Here is a 20,062-nt window from a genome sequence, read left to right on the forward strand (position 1 = left end):
TGGAGCGGTAGACGAGATTCGAACTCGCGACATCCACCTTGGCAAGGTGGCACTCTACCACTGAGCTACTACCGCATGCTCCACAAATCAAGAAATGGTGCGGGCGAAGAGACTTGAACTCATACGCCTTGCGGCACTGGAACCTAAATCCAGCGCGTCTGCCAATTCCGCCACGCCCGCGAAGGAACGATCAAACGATTCCTGTGGCAATGAGCTAGACTTTTCTCGCCCAACGGCTCAGACCAGCACCGGCAACGGTTGGTATTATAGCACGCAAAAACGCATATGTCAAGGATTTTGCGAAATAAAATCTATCGCTTTCCATCCCGTTCCCGGCGAAAGGAACGCTGAACCCCGTTCATCCCGTCAAATCCGGTTGACATTTTTCATGCCGGGGACTACACTGTGGGTGGAAAACAAGGTATATCCCATTGCTAAGAACGATAAAGCAAGAAAGGAACCTGCGTCATGAATCACACGCCCATTACGGAAGATCTACTGGAGAAATGGACAGCGGGCTTCCGCGGCTGCCCGCAGCGTCAGCTCGCCACCCTCGCCCTCGCCAAGTCCGACATAAGCGACGTGGCGTTCGTCTCGAAGGGCGCGTTCGCGATGCGCCAAAAGTTCTCCCTGGAAATCCCCACGATGGAGGTCACCAATCAGCAGGCCAGCGGCCGCTGCTGGCTCTTCGCCGCGGCCAACGTGCTGCGCGAGCGCATCGCCGGCGAAAAAAACTTGGAGTCCTTTGAGTTGTCGCAGAGCTACCTCGCATTTTGGGATAAGTTTGAACGGTCCAACTACTTTCTGGAGAGCATTCTGGAAACGGCTGGCTTGCCGACGGACGACCGCGTGGTAGCGCACATCCTGAACACGGGCGTGCACGACGGCGGGCAATGGGATATGTTCGTCAACATCGTGGAAAAGTACGGCATCGTACCCAAGGACGTGTACGACGAAACCTATCAGTCCTGCCACACGAACGGCATGAACCACATTCTCAACCGCAATCTGAAGGTCTGTGCCGTCAAACTGCGCGGCATGATTGCCGATGGGATGCGTGAAGCGGACATTCAGTCCAAAAAAGAAGAAATGCTTGCCCGCATTTACAGCTTCCTCTGCAGCTGCTACGGTGAACCGCCCCAGACGTTCGACTTTGAATACGTGGACAAGGACAAGGTCTATCACGTCGAGCGCGGCTACACCCCCCAGCGCTTTTACGAAACGTACGCCGGTGATATGCTGAAAAAAACCGTCAGCATCATCAACGCCCCCACAGCGGACAAGCCCTATCATAAGACGTTTACGGTTCGCCTGCTGGGCAACGTGGTCGGCGGCAAGGAGGTTCGTCACCTGAATCTCCCTATGGACGAATTCAAGGATGCGATCATCCGACAGCTCAAAGACGGAAAGGTCGTGTGGTTCGGCAGCGACGTAGGCAAGTACGGCGAGCGCCAGATGGGGTTGTGGGACGACTCCTCGTTCGACCACGAGCTGCTGACGGGGCTCGACCTGAAGCTCAGCAAGGAAGAAAGTCTTGATTACTGGTTTTCCGCGATGAACCACGCCATGGTCATCACCGGCGTCCAAATCGAAGACGAAAAACCAGTTCGCTGGAAAATCGAAAACAGTTGGGGAGACAAAAATGGCGCCAAAGGTTATTACGTATGCTCGGATTCTTGGTTCGACCAATACGTTTATCAGGCTGCCGTCGAAAAGGAATATCTGGGCGCGCTCGCTTCCCTTGCGGAGCAGGAGCCTATCGTCCTCGATCCCTGGGATCCCATGGGCACATTGGCGGATTGAATTTTCCCTAAAGCAAATGCGGGCGCGGTCATTGACCGCGCCCGTGCTTGTACGACCCGCCCTTTTCCCCTGCCGCCCAGCACTCCAAAAAGAAAAAAGCCGGATTTACATAATCCAGCGAAACAATCAGTTCCGGCACGCCCGCAAAACGGTATCGCCGACGCGTCGAATGGGTTTGGTGACCCATCCGAGATTCGAACTCGGGACACCTTGATTAAAAGTCAAGTGCTCTGCCAACTGAGCTAATGGGTCAAACAATGGCTGGGGTGGCAGGATTCGAACCTACGCATACAGGAGTCAAAGTCCTGTGCCTTACCGCTTGGCGACACCCCAATGTCTGCCCCAACCAAGACAGAAATGTGGGGTGAGTTGTGGGAGTCGAACCCACGACCTCCAGAGCCACAATCTGGCGCTCTAACCAACTGAGCTAAACCCACCACATTGGCGCGCCTGAAGGGATTCGAACCCCTGACCCACGGCTTAGAAGGCCGTTGCTCTATCCAACTGAGCTACAGGCGCATATGCCGTAAGTTCGCGCCGCGGCGTTTCCCGCTGACAGATTAAGATTATAGCAGGAAACGACCGCGGTGTCAACCGGCAAATCCAACTTTTTTGTGTTTTTCGCGTCCTAAACGCGGATCTGAGAGACGCGCATGCTGCCGTCCCCGGCGATTTCCAATACCGCTGCCGTCGGACGCTCGCCGCCGAAAAAGCCCATCCCTGCCGCGCCGGGATTTAGGAGCAGCACGCCCAGCTCATACTGGCAGCAGCGCATGTGCGTATGCCCAAACAGCGCGACGTCCGCTTTTCGTTCCTTGGCCGCGTAGGTCAGGTTGAGCAGCCCGCTCTTTACGCGCTGCATGTGCCCGTGTACCAGGAGGATGCGCTTGCCCGCGAGCGTCAGCATCAGCTCGTCCGGCAGCGGGGAGGCGAGGTCGTTGTTGCCCCGCACCGCGTAAAACGCCGTGTTCGCGCCGCGCGCGCTGAGCCGTTCCTGCAAGTACGCGCCATCCGACGCGATGTCGCCCAGAAAACAGAGCGCGTCCATTTTTCCCATAGCGTCCAGCAGATGATCGAGCGACATACGGTCGCCGTGGCTGTCACTCATAACGCCGATGCGCACGCTCATTCCTCCTCAAGCGCCTTCAGCACCGCCTCAATGCCCCGTCTGCGGTGGCTGATGCGGTTCTTTTCCTCTGCGCTGATCTCAGCGAACGTCTCCCCCGTCTCGCAGCGGAACAAGGGATCATAGCCGAATCCGCCAGCGCCGTGTGCCTCGAAGAGCACCTCGCCTTCGCACGTTCCCCGACGAATGAGCGTCCGCTTTCCCGGACGGGAGAGCGCGATGGCGGCGATATAGCGCCCGGTGCGCGGCGCGGGTACGTCCTTCAAATTTTCGAGCAAAAGGCGGTTGTTCGCCTCGTCGTCGCCGTGACGCCCGCAGTACCGCGCGCTGTAAACGCCCGGCGCGCCGTCAAGGGCGTCCACCGCCAATCCTGAATCGTCCGCGATGGCGGCGCAGCCCGTCTGTTTCATCACGTACTCGGCCTTGATGGCCGCGTTCTCTTCAAAGGTCGTTCCCGTCTCCTCGATGTCCGCGTCCACGCCGACGTCCTTCATGGAGACCACGTCGTAGCGCGCGCCCAGAATTTCCTTAAATTCGCGGAGCTTATTCGCGTTCCCCGTCGCAACGATCAAGAGTTCTTTAGCCCCGATATGACGTGCCGCTCCGCCCAGAGCGTCCCGCTGCGCGCGCATCAGCTCCGCGTTTCCCTCTTCCGCCAGCGCCAGCAGCTTGTCCAGCTCTTCACGGGAAAATGAGCGTCCCTCTCCCGTACCCTGCACCTCGATAAATCTGCCCGCGTCGTCCATGACGACGTTCATGTCCACCTGCGCGCAGCTGTCCTCGACGTAGCATAGATCCAGCAGCGGTTGGCCCGAGACGATGCCGCAGCTCACCGCGGACACCTGATACGTGACGGGCGACTGCAAAAGCCTTCCTTCCCGGATCAGCTTGTCCACCGCCAGTACAAGGGCGACGAAGCTGCCCGTGATCGAGGCCGTCCGCGTGCCGCCATCCGCCTCCAGCACGTCGCAGTCCAGCGTCACCGTCCGCTCGCCCAGGCGCGCAAGGTCTACCGCCTGCCGGAGGGATCGGCCGATCAGACGCTGAATTTCCACGCTGCGCCCATCCTTCTTGACGCCGTCGCGCGCCTTGCGCTGACCCGTTGAGGCGGGCAGCATCGCATATTCCGCCGTCAGCCAGCCTTGTCCCTTTCCCCGGAGGAAAGGCGGCACGCCCTCCTGCACCGAGGCGGTGCAGATGACGCGCGTGCCGCCGCATTCCACCAGACATGAACCTGCCGCCGTGCGGACGAATCCGGGGACGATCCTGACCTCGCGCAGCGCACCCGCGCCGCGTCCATCGATTCTCTCGTACATGATCCCGATCTCCTTTGTAGCGATCTATTTATTCTTCCTGCATGACCTCCGGGAACTGCTGCACCACCTCGGAGGCCACGTTGGCGAATGTCGGCTGGTCTTCCTGCCCGCTGGGCAGCTTGTAGGGCTTGCCGTCCACCTGGATTTCGACCTTTTTGACGCCGGGGAACTGGCGGCAGGTCATCATCAGCGCGCGCAGCGACTGCATGCCGCCGTCGGACTGCTCGCTGACCTTGATGAATTCCTCCGTGAAGTTGACCGTCGCGACGCCGTCCTTCAGCGTCACGCCCAGCAGCGCGGCATCTGCCGGCAGGGGCGTCTGCAGGCCGCTGTCCTGCTTGGGGCCCTTGAGCAGCTCCAGCATAGCGGTGGTGATGTCGTCGTCCGAATACACGGTGCGCGTCACGGGTACCAGCAGGCGGCCGCTGTCCGACGGGAAGTAGAGCTGCACCTGGTTTGCGCCCGCGAAGGTCTCCACCGTCTCGACGCTTTCCATGTTCAGGCCCTCACGCTTCATCCTGCCCTCGACCGGCGTGCCGTGCGGAAGCGTCTTGAGCTTCTTGCCGTCTACCATGAATTCCACGTCGTTGACCGTCGGGAACTCCGTCAGCGCCCAGACCATGGCGCTCACCATGTTGCTCTCCTGCTCGGCGGTGGCGACGTTCAGCGCGTTGGCGCTCAAGTCTACCTTGGCGTGGCCGTTTTCAATGTTCAGGTCAAACGTCGTTCCCTCCGGCACCACGGTGAGCAGGCCGAGCCTGGCCGCTTCCATGTCGTTCTTGGCGCTCTTGACCATGAGGGAGAGCGTCGCCTTGGCGATACCATCCTGCTTCGCCACGTCGCGCTGCACCGGCACGAGATAACCGTCGCCGTCCTGATAGTATACGACGGTCGCCTGTGTCGGCGTTTCGGCCGTGGCCGCGGTCTGCTCCGCGGGAATCTGGTCGTAGGGTTCCTCGTACATTTCCGTGGGGCCCCCGCCCCTGACCGCGAGCAGGACGACGAGCGCCGCCGAGCAGGTGATCAGGATGCGTTCCACATCCGTGCGCCTGAACTTGAAGTTGAGCTTGGGCTTCTTGATTTTCACGACCGAATCACTCCTTGACGATCTGTTCCAGTGGAGCTTATTCGGTTCGTCCCTCCGCTATGAGTTAAAGAAACAGGCCTGGGCAAAAAACTTCCGGCCCTTTTCCGCTTTTCGTTTCTTATTGTAGCACAGAGCCTTTTCTTTGCGCAACAGGCGCATGTTTGGTATAATAGATTCATTCATGATATTCGGAGGACATGCCTTATGCCATTTGACGGCGTTACGCTGGGCTTTGTAGCCCGCGAACTGCGCGAAAAGCTCATCGGCGGCCGCGTCGACCGCGTGTCGCAGCCGGAGCGCGACGAAATTCATCTGCTGATCCGCTCGCAGGGGGAAAACCTGCGCCTGCTTCTGTGCGCCGGCGCCAACGCCGCCCGCGTACACCTGACCGCCTCCGCCAAACCCAACCCCATGGAGCCGCCCATGCTGTGCATGCTCCTGCGCAAGTACCTGCAGGGCGGCCGCGTGACGGACGTTCGCCGCGTAAACGGCGATCGCATCCTTGAAATCGATGTGGAGGCGCTCGACGAGCTAGGCGAGCTGAAGACGCGAACACTCATCGCTGAAATCATGGGCCGCCATTCCAATATCATCCTACGCGGAGCGGACGGACGCATCATCGACGCGGTTCGCCACGTGAGCGAGGAAATCAGCCGCGTGCGCGAGGTGCTGCCCGGTCTGCCCTACGCCTATCCACCTTCGCAGGACAAACTGAACCCCGACAGCGCCACGGCTGAAGAGCTCGCGGACATGCTGTGCGGCGCCGGGGGCAAGCTTTCCAAGGCGCTGCAGGGCGGCATCACGGGACTGTCCCCGCAGGCCGCGCGCGAGATCGCCTTTCGGCTGACCGGCACCGCCGAAACGCACCTGGAGGCCGTCGCCATCCCCGCGCTCGCGGAGCGGCTTCGCGAGCTGCTAAGCAGCCTGTACGATCTGCGTCCGCCCGTTCTGCTGCTGGGGGAGGACGGCGAACCCGTAGACGTATTCCCCTACCCGCAGCTTAACCTGACGGGCGCCGCCCTCCGCGAAGTGCCGGAGGGGATTTCCCGCGCGCTGGACCTCCTGTTTCTGGGACGCGACCGCCGCGAGCGCATGGCGCAGCGCTCAGCCTCCCTGCACAAGACGCTGAAGACACACATCGAGCGCTGCGAAAAGAAGTTGGCCATTCAGATCGAAGCGCTCGAAAACAGCCGCCGCATGGAGGAATATCGCGTGAACGGCGAGTTGATTCAGGCGAACCTGTATCGTCTTGAAAAGGGGATGGAAGAGGCGGCGGTCGAAAATTTCTACAGCCCGGCATATGAGACCGTGATCATTCCCCTGGATAAAAAGCTGACGCCGGTGCAGAACGCCCAGCGCTACTTCAAGCTCTACCAGAAGGCGCGCTCCGCCCGCGAGATGGCCGCCGGACAGAAGGAGAAGACCGAGGCTGAACTGCGCTATCTGGAGGGACAGCTCGACGACCTGCGCAAGTGCACGCAGCCGGAGGAGCTTTTAGAAATACGCGCTCTGCTCGAACAGAGCGGCCACGTGCGCAAGGTACAATCCCGCGTCAAGCAGCGCAAGGCCCAGCCCTCGCAGCCCTTTCACTATCAGGCGAGCGACGGCACGGACATTCTCGTCGGCAAGAACAGCGTGCAGAACGACCGCCTGACCGGCGAAGCGCGCGGGGATGAAACCTGGCTGCACGCCAAGAACATGCCCGGCTCGCACGTCATCATCTGTTCGCCTAAGGTATCCGAGCAGACGCTGCGCGAGGCGGCTAACCTTGCGGCCTTTTACAGCAAGGGCCAGCAATCGGCGCAGGTGCCGATCGACTACACGCTGCGCCGCTACGTCAAGAAGCCGGGCGGCGCGCCCGCGGGATTCGTGATCTACACCCATCAGAAGACGCTGTACGTCAACCCAGACGAGCATGCCGTCAAGCGCCTGACGCTCATCAGCGGTTGAAAATTTCTTGCATCTGACACTTCGGTTCATACCCGAAGTGCCCTTTTTTGCTTGTCATTTCGCCCGTCTCATGCTATGATATCCACTATTATCTTTTGAAGGGGTGAATATCCGTGGAAGACGACGTGCGCACCGTACAATCCTATTACGACGAGAACGTATCCGATGAATGGGAACGGCTGCAAAAGCATTCGTTTGAATTTCGCATCACCACGGCGATGTTGGCGAAGCACATCCATCCCGGCGACCGCGTGCTGGATGTCGGCGGGGGCCCGGGCCGCTACGCGCTCCACCTGGCAAAGCTGGGCTGCGACGTGACGTTGGTGGACCTCTCCTCCGAAAATGCCGCGTTCGCAGCGGAAAAGGCGCATGAGCTGGGCGTTTCGCTCAACGCTTACAGCGGTGACGCGCGCACAGTGGATCGCATGGGGCTCGGCACCTTCGATCACGTGCTGCTGATGGGCCCGCTGTATCACCTGTTGGACGAGGAAGACCGCGTGCGGGCCGTAAACGCCGCGCTACGCTGCCTGCGTTCCGGCGGCAAGCTGTATGCCGCGTTCATCCTGATGTTCGCAGGCATGATTTACGGCATGAAGTACCTGCCTGCGATGGTTCTGGACGATTCCGAGCAGAAGTTCATCGACCGCGTGCTGCAAGACGGCTCCTTCTCCGGCGCCGCCTTTACACAGGCCCACTTCATCAGTCAGAAGGAGATCCTACCCTTTATGGCACGCTTTCCCCTTAAAAAACTACACCTGCTGGGGCAGGAGGGCATTCTCTCTCCCTGCGAAGAAAACCTGCTCGCTCAGCGTCCGGAGGTCGTAGATCGCTGGGTCGAACTGGCCGTGCAACTTTGCGAGCGCGAGGAGCTGCTCGCCTATTCCGAACACGTCCTGTATATCGGTGAAAAGCAATAAAAACGACCGGCTCCGCGCGCAGGGACCGGTCTGCAGCTTTTGAAGATCGTTTTTCAGCCCACCAGCTCGATCGGATTCCCCTCCGGATCGAGCACACAGCTTTCGTAGTAACCGTCGCCCGTCGTGCGCGGGCCGCTGATTACCGCATGGCCGTCCGCGCGCAGCCGCTCGGTGAGCGCGTCGACGGCCGCCCGAGAGCCGAGGCTGAAGGCGATGTGTACGTACCCTTCCGCCGCCTGCCGCTCCGGGCGCGGCGCAAGGCCGGGCCGCTGCATGATCTCCAATCTCCCTTCACCATCAAAGGAAAGGAAGTGCGTAGAAAGGCCGGTGCGCGGATTCTGATATTTCGCGCCTGCGCACGCCCCAAAGTAGCGCTCGTAAAACGCCTTGGCGGCCTCCAGATCGCGCACGTACAGCGCTGCATGATCCATTCGCATGATCGCTCCCCCTTTTCATCGTTGCTCCTTTGATTTTAACATCCCCCGTCAAGGCGGCTTTGCGTTGGGACGATTTTCGTGCTACAATACGATTATTCGATTGACGGAGGCTCAAAGATGTTTGCATTAACCCTTGCAACGCCCCAGGATTTGGACGAAGCGTTTCGCCTGTATCGCCGCTGCGCGGATCAGTCGCCATACGTCTGGAGCGACGATTATCCCTACCTTGAAATCGTGGAGGAGGACATCGCGCTCGGTGCGCTCTACCTGCTGCGCGACGACGCGGGATGCCTGCTGGCTGCGGGCGCTCTGCGCGACGGAGAGGAGCTTCGTCACCTGCCCTGGAATCCCGCTTTTTGCCGCCCTTGCGAGCTCTCCCGTCTCGGCGTCGACCCGGACTGTCAGCGTCAGGGGCTGGGCAGTCGGATGCTGTCCCTCCTCCTTCAAAAGGCTGCGTCGCTCGGCTTTGACGGCATGATCCTGCTCGCTTCCACCGAAAACCCGCCCGCGCTGGCGCTGTACCGGCGGCTGGGCTTTGAGACCTGCGGGGAGACGCACTGCTACGACACGGACTTTTCCTGCATGCAGCGCGCTCTGTAAGGGGCGATTCCCATCGTACATTGAATATTTTCATGCAAAACGGGGCCGCTAAGCGCAGCCCCGTTTTGCTGTCAAAAACAATTTTTCCCCGGCCAAACCGCCCGCTCGCCCAGCTCTTCTTCGATGGCGAGCAATCGGTTGTACTTGGCGACTCGCTCCCCGCGGCTCGGCGCGCCGGTCTTAATCTGCCCTGCGTTAAGCCCTACCGCAAGATCGGCGATGCTCGTGTCCGCCGTCTCGCCGGAGCGGTGTGAGAGGATCGTCGCGTAGCCCGCCCGCTGCGCCATACGCACGGCGTCCATCGTCTCGCTGAGCGTGCCGATCTGGTTGGGTTTCACGAGGATGGCGTTCGCGCAGCCGCCCTCGATGCCGCGCGACAGGCGCTTCACATTCGTGACGAACAGGTCGTCGCCTACGAGCTGCACGCGTGCGCCGAGCGCCTGCGTCAGTTCCTTCCATCCGGCCCAATCCTCCTCCGCGAGACCGTCCTCGATCGAGCGAATGGGGTACTTCCCGCAAAGCCGTATCCACTCGCCGACGAGATCCTGCGCACTCATCCGCTTGCCCCGTTTGGGCAGGCGATAGCCCTCCTCGCTCCACCATTCGCTCGTGGCGGCATCTATCGCGAAGACAAAGTCCTCGCCGGGACGGTATCCCGCGCGCTCTACCGCACGCATCAGGTAATCCAGCGCATCCTCGTCGCCCTTCAGGTCGGGGGCATATCCGCCTTCGTCCCCGACGCCCGTGCTGAGCCCGTCCGCGCTCAAGAGCGCGCGCAGCGCGTGGAAGACCTCCGCGCAATAGCGCAGCCCCTCGGAGAAACTGGGCGCCCCCACGGGCATAATCATGAATTCCTGAATGTCCACATTGTTCGCCGCGTGCGCGCCGCCGTTGAGCACGTTCATCATCGGCACGGGCAGGGTATCCGCGCCCATTCCGCCGAGAAGACGGTAAAGCGGTACGTGCAACGCCTTTGCCGCCGCGTGCGCCGCGGCAAGCGACACCGCAAGCGTGGCGTTCGCGCCCAGCTTCGATTTATCCGGAGTACCGTCCAATCTCAGCATCGCCCGGTCGATCGCCGCGATTTCCCCGACGTCCATGCCCAGAAGCGCCTCGCGAATGGGGCCGTTGATGTTCTTCACCGCCTGCAAAACGCCCCTGCCTCCGTAGCGCGCAGGGTCGCCGTCGCGAAGCTCCAGCGCCTCAAACTGGCCCGTGGACGCGCCGCTCGGCACGGAGGCGGAAGCGGTCGTTCCGTCCTCCAACGTCACCGCCGCGTCGACCGTCGGGTTTGCGCGCGAGTCGAGAATTTCCCGCCCGCTGATATTGATGATCTTCATGCCATCGTCCCTTCCTTCCATAGCCGTTTCCAGTTTTATTCTCTTCCTTTTCCCCCGCTTCATGCGGGAGAATCGAAAAAGAGCGGCTGTACGCTCCTGTCACAGATTTTCACATTCCACCTGGCAGACCGCCATCGCCTCAAGCGCCCGCCGATGGCTTTCGGGCGACGTCCCCGCGCAGCAGGAGGCGTCTACGGCGATCTGCGCCTGCGGCATGTACGCCTTGAGCAGCAGCGCGTTGGAAATCACGCATATGTCCGTGCATACGCCGACCAGCTCGACGCGCGCATAGCCGCCGCGCGCCGCGGCCTCCGCCAAAGTCACGCTTCCAAACGTATCCTTTTCGTATCGCTCGCCCGGGCAGTCGTCCAGAGGCTCGACCAGCCGCCATCCATCGGTGCCCTTGACGCAGTGCGTGACGAGCAGCTTCTTTCCCTCCTGCGTTTGCAGATAGTCCGATCCGTGCGTGTCCAGCGTAAACGCGATGTCCGCTCCCTGTGCGATGCCCGCACGCACCTTATCGGCCACGCGTGAAACGATCGCCTGCGCCTCCGGCGTGCCGAGCGCCCCCGACACGAAATCCTTCTGCATGTCGATGACCACCAATAACGTCTTCAATGCAAAGTCCCCTTTCCCGTCCTATATTTCCCGCCAAAGCACGTAATCGCGCATTTCCCGCCGAAATCCGGCCCGCACCAGCGTTTCGCGCGCCTCGTCGGGATAATCGCGTACGCAGAGGTTCTGCTGGTCGGAAAAGACGCGCCTTTGCGCGAAATCGCGCGCGAGCGCCTGCAGCACCTCTTCCGCGTCGTCCGGCAGGACGATTCGCAGCGAAGCGCCCTGCCTCTCCAATATGGCTGCGACACGGCCCGCCCGCAAAGCGACCGCCGTGCCGGGCACGCAGGTGAATGAAGCGCCCGGCGCGTGCGGCAACGCCTTCCCCCATGCCTGCGCAGGGTCGGCGGCGTTCAGCCAGACGATTTCTTCCTGCGGGGCGTCCAGGCGCGCGAGTACCCGCGCATAATCTTCCTCCCGAATGAATTGAGCGCCCGAAAGGCCGCGGATGTAGTACCCCCGGCGCACCTTCCCCGTGTATTCCCATATGCGCAGCACCGAAAGCGCTTCTCCCCAGGAGAGGCCCTCCGCCGTCTCGCGGCACAGAATCTGTGCCTTGGAAAACGCCCGTTCCACCCGCTCCTCCAACGTCAGCGTCCGAAGCGGCCGCACGACCTCCCAACGCCCAGCCTGCTGCGCCGACGCGCGTGCCATCGCCCGCCGCTTGACGTCCCTGCGCTTGGAGCCCTGCGCCGTCTGCCATTCGCGCAGGGGCGCAAAGCTGTCCGCATGCACATAGCCCTTGAGGGCGAGAGAAGTCAAAGCATCCAGCGCGGATTCGCCGCCAAGCTGCGGCGCAACCGCCTGTGCGAACAGCGCGCCGCGCGTGCGCAGTATCTCATAAGCCGTTCGTTCTGCTCCCGTCAAATCCTCCGGCAGCTCCGGCTCCGCGGACCAATCTACGTCCCCGGCTGCGTGAAAGCTGAGCAGCGGCTTTTCCCCAGGTTGAATTTGCCAAAACACCTCTCCCTGCGAAAGCGCCGTATCCAGCAGCCGGGAGCGGTAGCCCGAAGTGCGAGCGGGCAGCAGCACGCTCTCCCACGTCCGGACGGGGTACGGGCTATCCGTCAACCCGAGAAGTCCCTCGCGAAGCTGATCCGCGCTGCTGCCGGGCGTGCGTATTGCCGCAGCCAGCAGCGCCGCATAACGCTCCGGTGGATACGTCACGGCCTGTACTCTGCGTGCCTGCACGGTTTCGCGCTGAGCCCGTTCATATACGTCCGCATGATAGTACAGGCCGTCCAGGACCACCGCGATCCCGTCCCTCAAAAGTGCCTTTAAAAGCGCCTCGCATACGTCCTCCGGCCAGACGTAGCGCACAGAAAGACTCTTTGCGTCCTGCGGTCCCCGATAGCGCAGGCACCTTCGTACAATGCGCTCGCGAGCCTGCCGTTCCTCCTGCAAGAACGCCGCTTCGTACAGCGCACGCTGCTCCGCGCAGATCCAGAGCCCCGGCTCCACGTATAGCGCACGTTCCTCCTGCGCCAGCTGCTCCAGCCAGCCAACCGGCGCGTCTGCCTCTCCGGCGACCAGATCGCCCTCCGTCATGAGCAACGCATGCAGCTGCTCCGCGTCCTGCGGCTGCCTGCGGCGCATTGCGGCACGCCGAAGCGCTTCCTCGCCCGGCGCGATCATTTCCTGCGCGGTGAGCGCCTGCTGCACCGCCTGATTCGCGGCCTTCGGAATCGGTGAATACTCGTACATCATCGTCGCCTCGACCTGACGGCGCAGCGGCAGCGCCATCGGCGAGGGCGCGCTCGTATGCAGTTCGCGCACAGCGATGCTGCCTGCTTGAATCCCCTGCAGTACGCGCCGCAAGGCGGGCAGGTCGATGAAGTCCTCCAGGCACTCGCGCAGCGTCTCTTCGATCAACGGATGTCCGGCTTGCGACACAGCGCCGGAGAGCGCCTCCGCCCCCCGCAGGCGCTGCACCCAGAGCGGCAGACGCCCCGTGCGGCGCACGCCCATCATCAGCGCGCGGCCCGCGTTATAACGAAAAGCCATCGAAAAAAGCGGCGTGCCCGGCAATATCGCGCGCAGCAGCGAGGGCGCTTCCTCCTCTTTAAGGCGAGAAAGGAGCCCCTCAGGCAACGCTTTTGAGCCCATCAGGTAAAGCAGCACGCCGTCGTCATCTTCAAAAGCACGCACATCCACGCCCGTTTGTCGCTGTGCCTCATGGGCGAGCAGCAGCGAAAGCGCGTAGTTCACCCGCCTGCCGAAGACGGAATGAATCATGAGCTGGTGTTCTCCCGCCTCGTCCACGAAGTGTTCCGCGATCAACGTGCGGTCGGTCGGCAGGCATCCCGTGACCTCAAGCTGACGTTTCACGTGCCGCGATGCGTTCTGGGCTGTGGATGCGTCCATGCGTAGGCGCATCATCGCCTGCCCCAATCGGCCTTGGCGGCTGTCCTCCTCCAATGTGCGGAGCATTTCGCCAAACCTTACGCCCGTTTCATAGGCACGCCCCTGTCCATCCCCACGCCAAAAAGGGGACTGCGCGCCTTCCGGCGTCGCAGGCGTCACGATCACGCGATCCCTCTGAATTTCCGCGACCCGCCAGGAAAACGCGCCGAGCAGGAACTTATCGCCTACCCTCGCCTCGAACACGTATTCCTCGTCCAGTTCTCCCAATCGGGTTCCATCCGCAAGCACGACGGGAAACCAACCGCGATCCGGAATCGTTCCGCCCGATGAAACCGCGAGCATGCGGGTGTAGGTATCCCCCGACACGACGCCGTGAATGCGGTCGTAAAGCAGGCGGGGGCGCACGGGACGATCCAGCTCGTGTTCAAAATCGCCCGCCAACATGCACAGCAGCGCCTCCACCTGCGCGCGCGTCACGCTGCGAAAGCTGTGCGCGCCATGTGCCATCCTCAGCGCTTCGTCCACGGTGTAGGTCTGCGTAACCGCCATCGAGACGAGATGCTGCGCAAGCACGTCCAGGCATCCCTGAGGCGGACGTGCCGGTTCGATGGCCCCACACATCGCCGCCGTCGCGGTCAATCCGCAGGTAAGCGCCTCCGCCGCCGTTCTCGGAAACAGGCGCATCACGCTCACGCGTCCCGGGTTATGCCCCGCCCGACCCAAACGCTGCAGCGCGCCGGACACCGTGCCGGGACATCCGATTTGCACCACCTTGTCTACTTCGCCCACGTCGATGCCCAGCTCCATGGAAGACGTGGCGCAAAGAAGACGCAACTGTCCGCTGCGGAGCTGCTGCTCCGCCTCCAACCGCTGCTCCTTGGATATGCAGCCGTGGTGCGTGCGCGCAAAACCTTCGCCCATCAGCGCGTTCACGCCGTAAGCGAGCTTCTCTGCCTGCGCGCGGCCTTCCAAAAATGCGATCACCGTTCGCATCCCCTCGCATTCCCGCACCACCGCGCGCGCGAGTTCCGGCCAGATCGTGCCTTCCGGCAGCACGCGCATGTCGGGCACTGGGCATACGACCTCCATGTCCGCCGCCTTTTGCATGGCGGGCGCAATCACGCGCGTTCCCTCTGCCAGATAGTCGGCCGCCGTTTGCAGCGGATGAATCGTCGCCGATAGGCCCACGCGCTGAAGCGGCCGCCTGCACAGCTCGTCCATCCGTGAAAGCGACAGCATGAGGTGCGCGCCGCGCTTGGTCCCGATGATCGCATGCAGCTCGTCCACGATCACAGCGCGGGCGGTCGAAAGCATGCGCCTACCCCCGGAGGATGTCAGCAGGAGGTATAGCGATTCCGGCGTCGTAATCAAGATGTGCGGAGGCTTTCGCTGCATGCGCGTGCGTTCGCTCTGCGGCGTGTCGCCCGTACGGACTGCGGTTCGGATGCACGTCGCACCCGTGATTCCCTCGATAGGACGTTTCAGGTTTTCGTTTATGTCGTTTCCGAGTGCCTTCAAGGGGGATATGTAGACGACGCGCAGCTCATCCGGCAGTTCTCCGGCTTCAGCTTCGCGCGCCAGTTCATCCACAAACCAGAGAAACGCCGACAGCGTCTTGCCCGTACCAGTGGGCGCGCTGACCAGCGCATGTCCGCCGGAGGCGATGGCGGGCCAACTCTCCCGCTGCACCTGCGTGGGCTTCCCCACCGCGCGCTCAAACCACGCCGCCGTTTCTTTGGAAAAAAGCTTTAGCGCCTCGTCCATCCGCATGCCTCCCACCGTTTTCTCCATTGTAGCATGCGAAGAGAGGTTTGTCATGCAAAAGCAATTTTACAAATTTTAACCCGTGCTCCTTCGCAAGGCGCGCCCCTGCGCCAGATCAAACGTCAGGTCATCAAGCATCTTTCAATCCTCGCGCTTCCATGAAGCGCGACGAAATGGGGATACTCCGGCTACAAAAACCGTGTAATGTTTCAACCCTCGCGCTTCCATGAGGCGCGACCATCCTCCTCGTCTGCTCGCAGTTTGGCGTCAATGTTTCAACCCTCGCGCTTCCATGAGGCGCGACTTGATTTAGCTCGCATGTCGAGCGAGCCAATGCAGTTTCAACCCTCGCGCTTCCATGAGGCGCGACTGCAAATTTCACCAATCATCCACTGTGAAATTCCATTCATTTTTCCAAATCCCTGCTTTTTTGAAGGATCCATCCTCAATCAAAGAGCAACATTTACGAAACCTCGTCATAGAATCTGGTGCGAACCACGCCCTTCTCAGCTTACCGCTTGTGGTTCGTACCAGCATTCCCTGCTATGCAAAAGCCCCCGAAGGGGGTGCTTTCGCACCGACTTCGGAGGACTTGGTTGTCGCCGTTACCGGCGGCAGGAGCTGCAGTTGCACCCGCAGCCCGTGTTTCCGCTGCTCGCAGTGCCCAGCGTACCGCAGCTGTTGCAGCCGCAGTTCGAGGCAACCGAACTCTCGTCGCAAAGGGCCGGCGGGAAGAGCGGCAGACTAAAGAATTCGTCGCATACATTTTCAGCGAATTCTTCACACGGCGGAATCGGGCAGAAGCCATACGAAGGAACCAGAATCTCTACCTTCGCAAGCACCTTAAGGATGACAGTAACGCACACCGTCAGGCGGAACACGTTGTTGCCGCGGTAGGTGCCCGAAACGCAGATCGCGCTGACCATGGATTCCAGGGTATAAGGCACGATGGACTCGTCGGGGATGGAAAGCAGGACGTCCTTGTTGACCGTAACAACGCCACGGCCGATGTACTCGCGGCAGTTCGCATCCGTAAACAGGATGTCGATCGGCACGTCGATCTTGCAACGCACGCGGGCAAAGCAGGGGCGGTCGCACAGCCGGTCGATCGTCAGGTCACGAATCGTTCCCTCGGTCGAGGTGGAACGGCAGCTTTCAAAGGCGATGGGCATCACCGGCTGCGTGTTCTCGTTGTTCTCGTTGTTGCCGCAGCCGCAGGAAGGAACCATGCCATAGCTGACGAGCGTCACATCCACGTCTTCCTTCTGCTCCTGTTGCAGGCAGGAGTCGTACACGCGCTGCACCTGGATGCAGATTTTTTCGTTCAGGCCATTCAGCACGTCGTTTCCAACGACACCGGGGCAGCAGGAAGTGTTCGCATTCTTATAGGAGTAAAAACTCATACTTGGTTGCGCCTCCTCGTTTTTGTTTATGAGGTGCTCCTCACGCTAACATCGTATGCCTACGGCGGCAAGGGGTGCAAAAGAAAACGCGCCCGTTTTCCATCGGACGCGTTGTTTTCCTCAAAGCTCGAAGCTATACGGCCTTCCGAAGAGGAAATAGTTGATCTCGAGCATGGGCTTTCGTGCTGCGGCCTCCTGCTCGTTCAGGCGGCAGAGCACCGTCGCGCTCAGATTCGCCCTGCTCAGGCCCGGCAGCTTCTGTGCGTCTCCTGTCGACACCTGAGCAACATCTCCCTCTTGCGCCGTGACGACCAGCTCAATCCATTCGGCGCTCAAAAAATTCATGTTCTTGACCGGCACGGTGTAGGTGACAAAGACGTAGTCCTCCGCATTGCCAATCGCTTCCCGCAAAAAGATTCTGCCCGTCAGAGAGTCGTTGTCCATGCCTGCGCGCATCTCGTCGAACAGCGATTGATTCTGGGAGGCAAGCGTTACCGCGATCTGCACGCTCTCTGTGCCCAGCTTCAGCGTCGCCAACTCGTACACGGCTAGTCCCACCGTCAGTACCGTTATAACCACCATGATCCAAGCGAACACCCGCATATTTTTCGTTCACCCTTCTTGGGCGCGGCAAACCGGCCCGGAATTAATCCGCCGCTTCCAATATGCGGCTCATCTCGTCAATCATCTCCGCATCCTTCAGGCGGAACTTGAATTCCACGCGCCGCGATGCGTCCTTGTCAATCGTTCCGTCTTCATAGTAGACCGGATCGACCCACGAGCGCCCGTTCGCGGTCATGATGGAACGCAGCTGCTCTTTTTCCGCATGCGTCAGGCCGCTGAACGCGTCCGACAGGCAGTAGGTCACGACCGACAGCGCCCGCTGCTGCGAAAGATTCAGGTTGCTCAGATAGTCGCCGTCCGTATCCGTATGACCTTCGATGATGATCTCCGCTACGTACTCGCTGTTTTCCGGCGCGAGCAGCGTGCGCACGTAGACCGGCAGGAAGCTGTCCAGCAACGCCATGCCGGAGGGCTTAAGCTCCGACTTGCCGGAGTCAAAGAGCACGGAACCCGTAAAGACGATCGCTCCCGTCTGACGGTCCACGACGGTATTCAGGTTCGCGCCGAGCATCTCGTCGCGCAGGTCTTCAATGATGCGCGAGCGCACGCCGATCAGGTTGTCGATCTTCGTCTGCTGCGCCGAAAGCAGTGCCTCCTGCTCGTCCATGCGCAGCTGTTGTGCGGCCATGTTCTCCTGGGCGAGGGCGATCTTCTTTTTGGCGTCGTCCAGCTCGACGCTCTGGGCGTCAAATGCCGCCTGTTTTTCCTCCAGCTGCGACGTGGAAAGCGCGAGCAGCGCGGCCTGCTCGTCCAGCTGCGCCTGCTGATCGTCCAGCAGCGCGGTAGACGCCGCCAACTGTGCCTCTTTATCCTGCAGCTCCGCCTGCTGGTCGAGCAGGATGCTCTGCTGCTGTGTCAATTGCGCTTCTTTGGTTTCCAGCTCCGCCGTCTTCGTCTCCTGCAGCTCGACGAGCTGATAAATGCTAAAGAACAGGATCAGCGCAAACACGAACAGCATGCCCGCCATCAGGTCGGAATACGAGATCCAAAAGGAACCCGTATCTCCCCGCGGCCTCTTGGTGCTGTGTGTGCGCATGTCAGCTTACCTCCCTCTTCGTCTGCTCCCGGGAGGCGTCCTCCGCAGCCTGTGCTGTGCGCTCCATCGCACGCTGCAGCTGCTGCAGGGCCGACACGAACTGTTCCACCTGCGCGCCGTACTTGCGCGCGCTGCTCGAAAGCAGATTCGGCAGCGAATCCGTCGTCTGCCGGATACCCGCCAGCGTCGTGCCCAGCTGCTTGGTCGTGGTGGTGACGTTTTCATCCAGCAGCGCAAGCCCCTTGCTCAGCCCCTCTTCGAGCTGCTCGCAGAAGGAGAGATAGGCACTGTTGAGCAGCGCCGCGCTGTCCTTGATGGACGCGCTCACGCGCTCCAGCTCTTTGGCCGTCGTCAGGCTCTGCGTCTGCGCGCTGGCGAGGAACTTGTCCGTCCAAGCGGTGTATTGCTGCTGATTTTGCAGGACCGCCGCCTGATATTCCTGCAGTTTGGCGAGATAGCGCGCCTGCTGCGCCGCCGTCTGGCTGAGGGTTTCCATCACCTTGCCGAGCGAGGACTCTGCGTCCTCCACCATGCGCGCGCAGCGAACCGCGCTCTGCTGCACGCTCTGCTTGTCCTGCGCCATATCAGAAACATAGGTCTGAAACTGCTCCAGCACGGTCTGCGAAAGCTCGTGCATGTTGATGACATCCTGCGTCATGGTGGCGATCGCTTCCGCTGCGTTCTTCATGTCCGTCTGTGTCGCCTGGTTAACGCCCGCCATCTCGTCCAGCTTGTCCGAAAGCTGGTGCAGCCGTCCGGCCATGGCCTCGTCCATGCGCTCCACAAAGCGCGTCGCAACGCGATCGATGCCCTCCACCTGCTCGCGCGTGGCGGCGACGATGAAGTTGTCCATCGATCGCTGCACCGGAAGGAGCGCGCGCAGAATGCTCTGCTCCATCTGCGTGATCATATGGGCGGAAACTTCCTCGACCGCAGCGCGCAGGTAGGCGGTCTGTTCCTGCTGCATGGCGATCATCTGCGTGCGGTCGTCCACGGGCTTAGGCATACCGTATTGCTGAAACGCGTCGATGAAGTGCGAGAGCGCACGCTGCGCCCTGCCCAGGTTATAGCGATTCAGGAAGTTAAAGATGAGCGAAGCGATCACGCCGAAGATCGAGGTCAAGAACGCGGTGCTCATGCCGCCGATGAGCTGCTCGATCGCGGAGAGCATGCGGGTCGTATCGTCCGTCAGCGTAAGCCCGGACAGGCCCGTCACCAGGCCCAGGAATGTGCCCAGAATGCCCAGCGACACCATCACCCCGGGGATCATTTCGCTCAGCTGCGGGTTTCCCGCGTCGTAAACGGCCGAATCCACGTTGATGTAGTCCTCCACATCGCACGAGCCGCCGTGCGCGTCGCGCGCCTGGGCGTTTTGCAGGAAGCGTGCCCACTCGTCCTGAAGCCCCTTGCCCAGAAAGTCAAGGTCGTTCCACGAGGGGACGGCGACGCCGCGCTTGCCCTCGTCGATCAGGTGGCGCGCAGCCTTTCGCAGGGCTGCCGCGTTTTTGGCGATGGGCACAAAGCACTTGATTGCAGCGACGATGAAGATCACGAGAATCGCCGCATAGATAAAAAATGCGGCCGATCCGCTGAGCAAACGCCGCATGATTTCACCGGTCATGTCATACACCTGCCGTTTCCTTAAACTTGTGTGTTTATTTATTGTAACCGATTTTGGAC

15 protein-coding genes and 6 tRNA genes are annotated in these 20,062 nt (G+C 61.1%); 4 read left to right on the forward strand and 17 right to left on the reverse strand.

Annotated elements, in window-relative coordinates:
- Together C1725_RS12250 and C1725_RS12255 are read right to left on the reverse strand one after the other, a co-directional pair.
- A tRNA-Gly gene (locus C1725_RS12250) sits at positions 1-75 on the reverse strand.
- Between the two features lie 20 nt (positions 76-95).
- Positions 96-180 (reverse strand) — tRNA-Leu (locus tag C1725_RS12255).
- Between the two features lie 288 nt (positions 181-468).
- Here C1725_RS12255 and C1725_RS12260 point away from each other — a divergent pair.
- Complete coding sequence (locus tag C1725_RS12260; protein ID WP_102411880.1) at positions 469-1,803, forward strand: C1 family peptidase; 1,335 nt, start codon at positions 469-471, stop codon at positions 1,801-1,803.
- A gap of 176 nt (positions 1,804-1,979) precedes the next feature.
- Here the strand turns inward: C1725_RS12260 and C1725_RS12265 are convergent.
- The 7 genes from C1725_RS12265 to C1725_RS12295 all read right to left on the reverse strand — a co-directional run bounded on the left by C1725_RS12265 (position 1,980) and on the right by C1725_RS12295 (position 5,332).
- Positions 1,980-2,055: transfer RNA gene (locus tag C1725_RS12265), tRNA-Lys, on the reverse strand.
- A gap of 6 nt (positions 2,056-2,061) precedes the next feature.
- Positions 2,062-2,136: transfer RNA gene (locus tag C1725_RS12270), tRNA-Gln, on the reverse strand.
- 27 nt (positions 2,137-2,163) lie between these two features.
- Positions 2,164-2,240: transfer RNA gene (locus C1725_RS12275), tRNA-His, on the reverse strand.
- Positions 2,241-2,245: 5 nt separating this feature from the next.
- Positions 2,246-2,322: transfer RNA gene (locus C1725_RS12280), tRNA-Arg, on the reverse strand.
- Positions 2,323-2,431: 109 nt separating this feature from the next.
- The gene (locus C1725_RS12285; protein WP_346026628.1) at positions 2,432-2,926 is read right to left on the reverse strand and encodes a YfcE family phosphodiesterase; all 495 of its coding nucleotides are present in this window, start codon (positions 2,924-2,926) and stop codon (positions 2,432-2,434) included.
- A 2-nt stretch (positions 2,927-2,928) separates the two neighbouring features.
- Positions 2,929-4,245 carry a ribonuclease PH gene (rph, locus tag C1725_RS12290; protein ID WP_102411882.1) on the reverse strand — a complete coding sequence of 439 codons (1,317 nt, stop codon included), beginning with the start codon at positions 4,243-4,245 and terminating at the stop codon, positions 2,929-2,931.
- Between the two features lie 28 nt (positions 4,246-4,273).
- Positions 4,274-5,332: a GerMN domain-containing protein gene (locus C1725_RS12295; protein WP_102411883.1), complete on the reverse strand. Its 1,059-nt coding sequence runs from the start codon at positions 5,330-5,332 to the stop codon at positions 4,274-4,276.
- Between the two features lie 204 nt (positions 5,333-5,536).
- Here C1725_RS12295 and C1725_RS12300 point away from each other — a divergent pair, with 204 nt between their 5' ends.
- Positions 5,537-7,282: an NFACT RNA binding domain-containing protein gene (locus tag C1725_RS12300; RefSeq protein WP_102411884.1), complete on the forward strand. Its 1,746-nt coding sequence runs from the start codon at positions 5,537-5,539 to the stop codon at positions 7,280-7,282.
- 113 nt (positions 7,283-7,395) lie between these two features.
- Positions 7,396-8,199 (forward strand): methyltransferase domain-containing protein, encoded by an 804-nt coding sequence (locus tag C1725_RS12305; RefSeq protein WP_102411885.1) that lies wholly within the window; start codon positions 7,396-7,398, stop codon positions 8,197-8,199.
- A gap of 53 nt (positions 8,200-8,252) precedes the next feature.
- Here the strand turns inward: C1725_RS12305 and C1725_RS12310 are convergent, their stop codons facing one another.
- Complete coding sequence (locus C1725_RS12310; protein ID WP_102411886.1) at positions 8,253-8,636, reverse strand: VOC family protein; 384 nt, start codon at positions 8,634-8,636, stop codon at positions 8,253-8,255.
- Positions 8,637-8,753: 117 nt separating this feature from the next.
- On the opposite strand from C1725_RS12310, the gene C1725_RS12315 reads away from it, so the two are divergent.
- Positions 8,754-9,236 carry a GNAT family N-acetyltransferase gene (locus tag C1725_RS12315; RefSeq protein ID WP_102411887.1) on the forward strand — a complete coding sequence of 161 codons (483 nt, stop codon included), beginning with the start codon at positions 8,754-8,756 and terminating at the stop codon, positions 9,234-9,236.
- Between the two features lie 71 nt (positions 9,237-9,307).
- On the opposite strand, the gene eno is transcribed toward C1725_RS12315, so the two are convergent.
- The 7 genes from eno to C1725_RS12350 all read right to left on the reverse strand — a co-directional run bounded on the left by eno (position 9,308) and on the right by C1725_RS12350 (position 20,003).
- Entirely contained in the window at positions 9,308-10,576 is a 1,269-nt protein-coding gene (gene eno, locus C1725_RS12320) for a phosphopyruvate hydratase (protein ID WP_102411888.1), read from the reverse strand.
- A 99-nt stretch (positions 10,577-10,675) separates the two neighbouring features.
- Positions 10,676-11,194 carry an isochorismatase family protein gene (locus tag C1725_RS12325; RefSeq protein ID WP_102411889.1) on the reverse strand — a complete coding sequence of 173 codons (519 nt, stop codon included), beginning with the start codon at positions 11,192-11,194 and terminating at the stop codon, positions 10,676-10,678.
- A 21-nt stretch (positions 11,195-11,215) separates the two neighbouring features.
- Positions 11,216-15,319, reverse strand: coding sequence for a DEAD/DEAH box helicase (locus C1725_RS12330; RefSeq protein ID WP_346026629.1), 4,104 nt, complete (start codon positions 15,317-15,319; stop codon positions 11,216-11,218).
- Between the two features lie 605 nt (positions 15,320-15,924).
- On the reverse strand, positions 15,925-16,722 hold the full coding sequence (locus C1725_RS12335; RefSeq protein WP_102411891.1) for a hypothetical protein: 798 nt from the start codon (positions 16,720-16,722) through the stop codon (positions 15,925-15,927).
- A 120-nt stretch (positions 16,723-16,842) separates the two neighbouring features.
- Entirely contained in the window at positions 16,843-17,325 is a 483-nt protein-coding gene (locus C1725_RS12340) for a hypothetical protein (protein WP_102411892.1), read from the reverse strand.
- A 43-nt stretch (positions 17,326-17,368) separates the two neighbouring features.
- On the reverse strand, positions 17,369-18,382 hold the full coding sequence (locus tag C1725_RS12345; protein ID WP_102411893.1) for an OmpA family protein: 1,014 nt from the start codon (positions 18,380-18,382) through the stop codon (positions 17,369-17,371).
- 1 nt (position 18,383) lies between these two features.
- Positions 18,384-20,003 (reverse strand): MotA/TolQ/ExbB proton channel family protein, encoded by a 1,620-nt coding sequence (locus tag C1725_RS12350; protein ID WP_146009241.1) that lies wholly within the window; start codon positions 20,001-20,003, stop codon positions 18,384-18,386.
- Positions 20,004-20,062 lie beyond the last annotated feature (59 nt).

The organism is Beduinella massiliensis, assembly GCF_900199405.1.
In the GTDB taxonomy this organism is placed as follows: Bacteria; Bacillota; Clostridia; order Christensenellales; family Aristaeellaceae; genus Beduinella; species Beduinella massiliensis.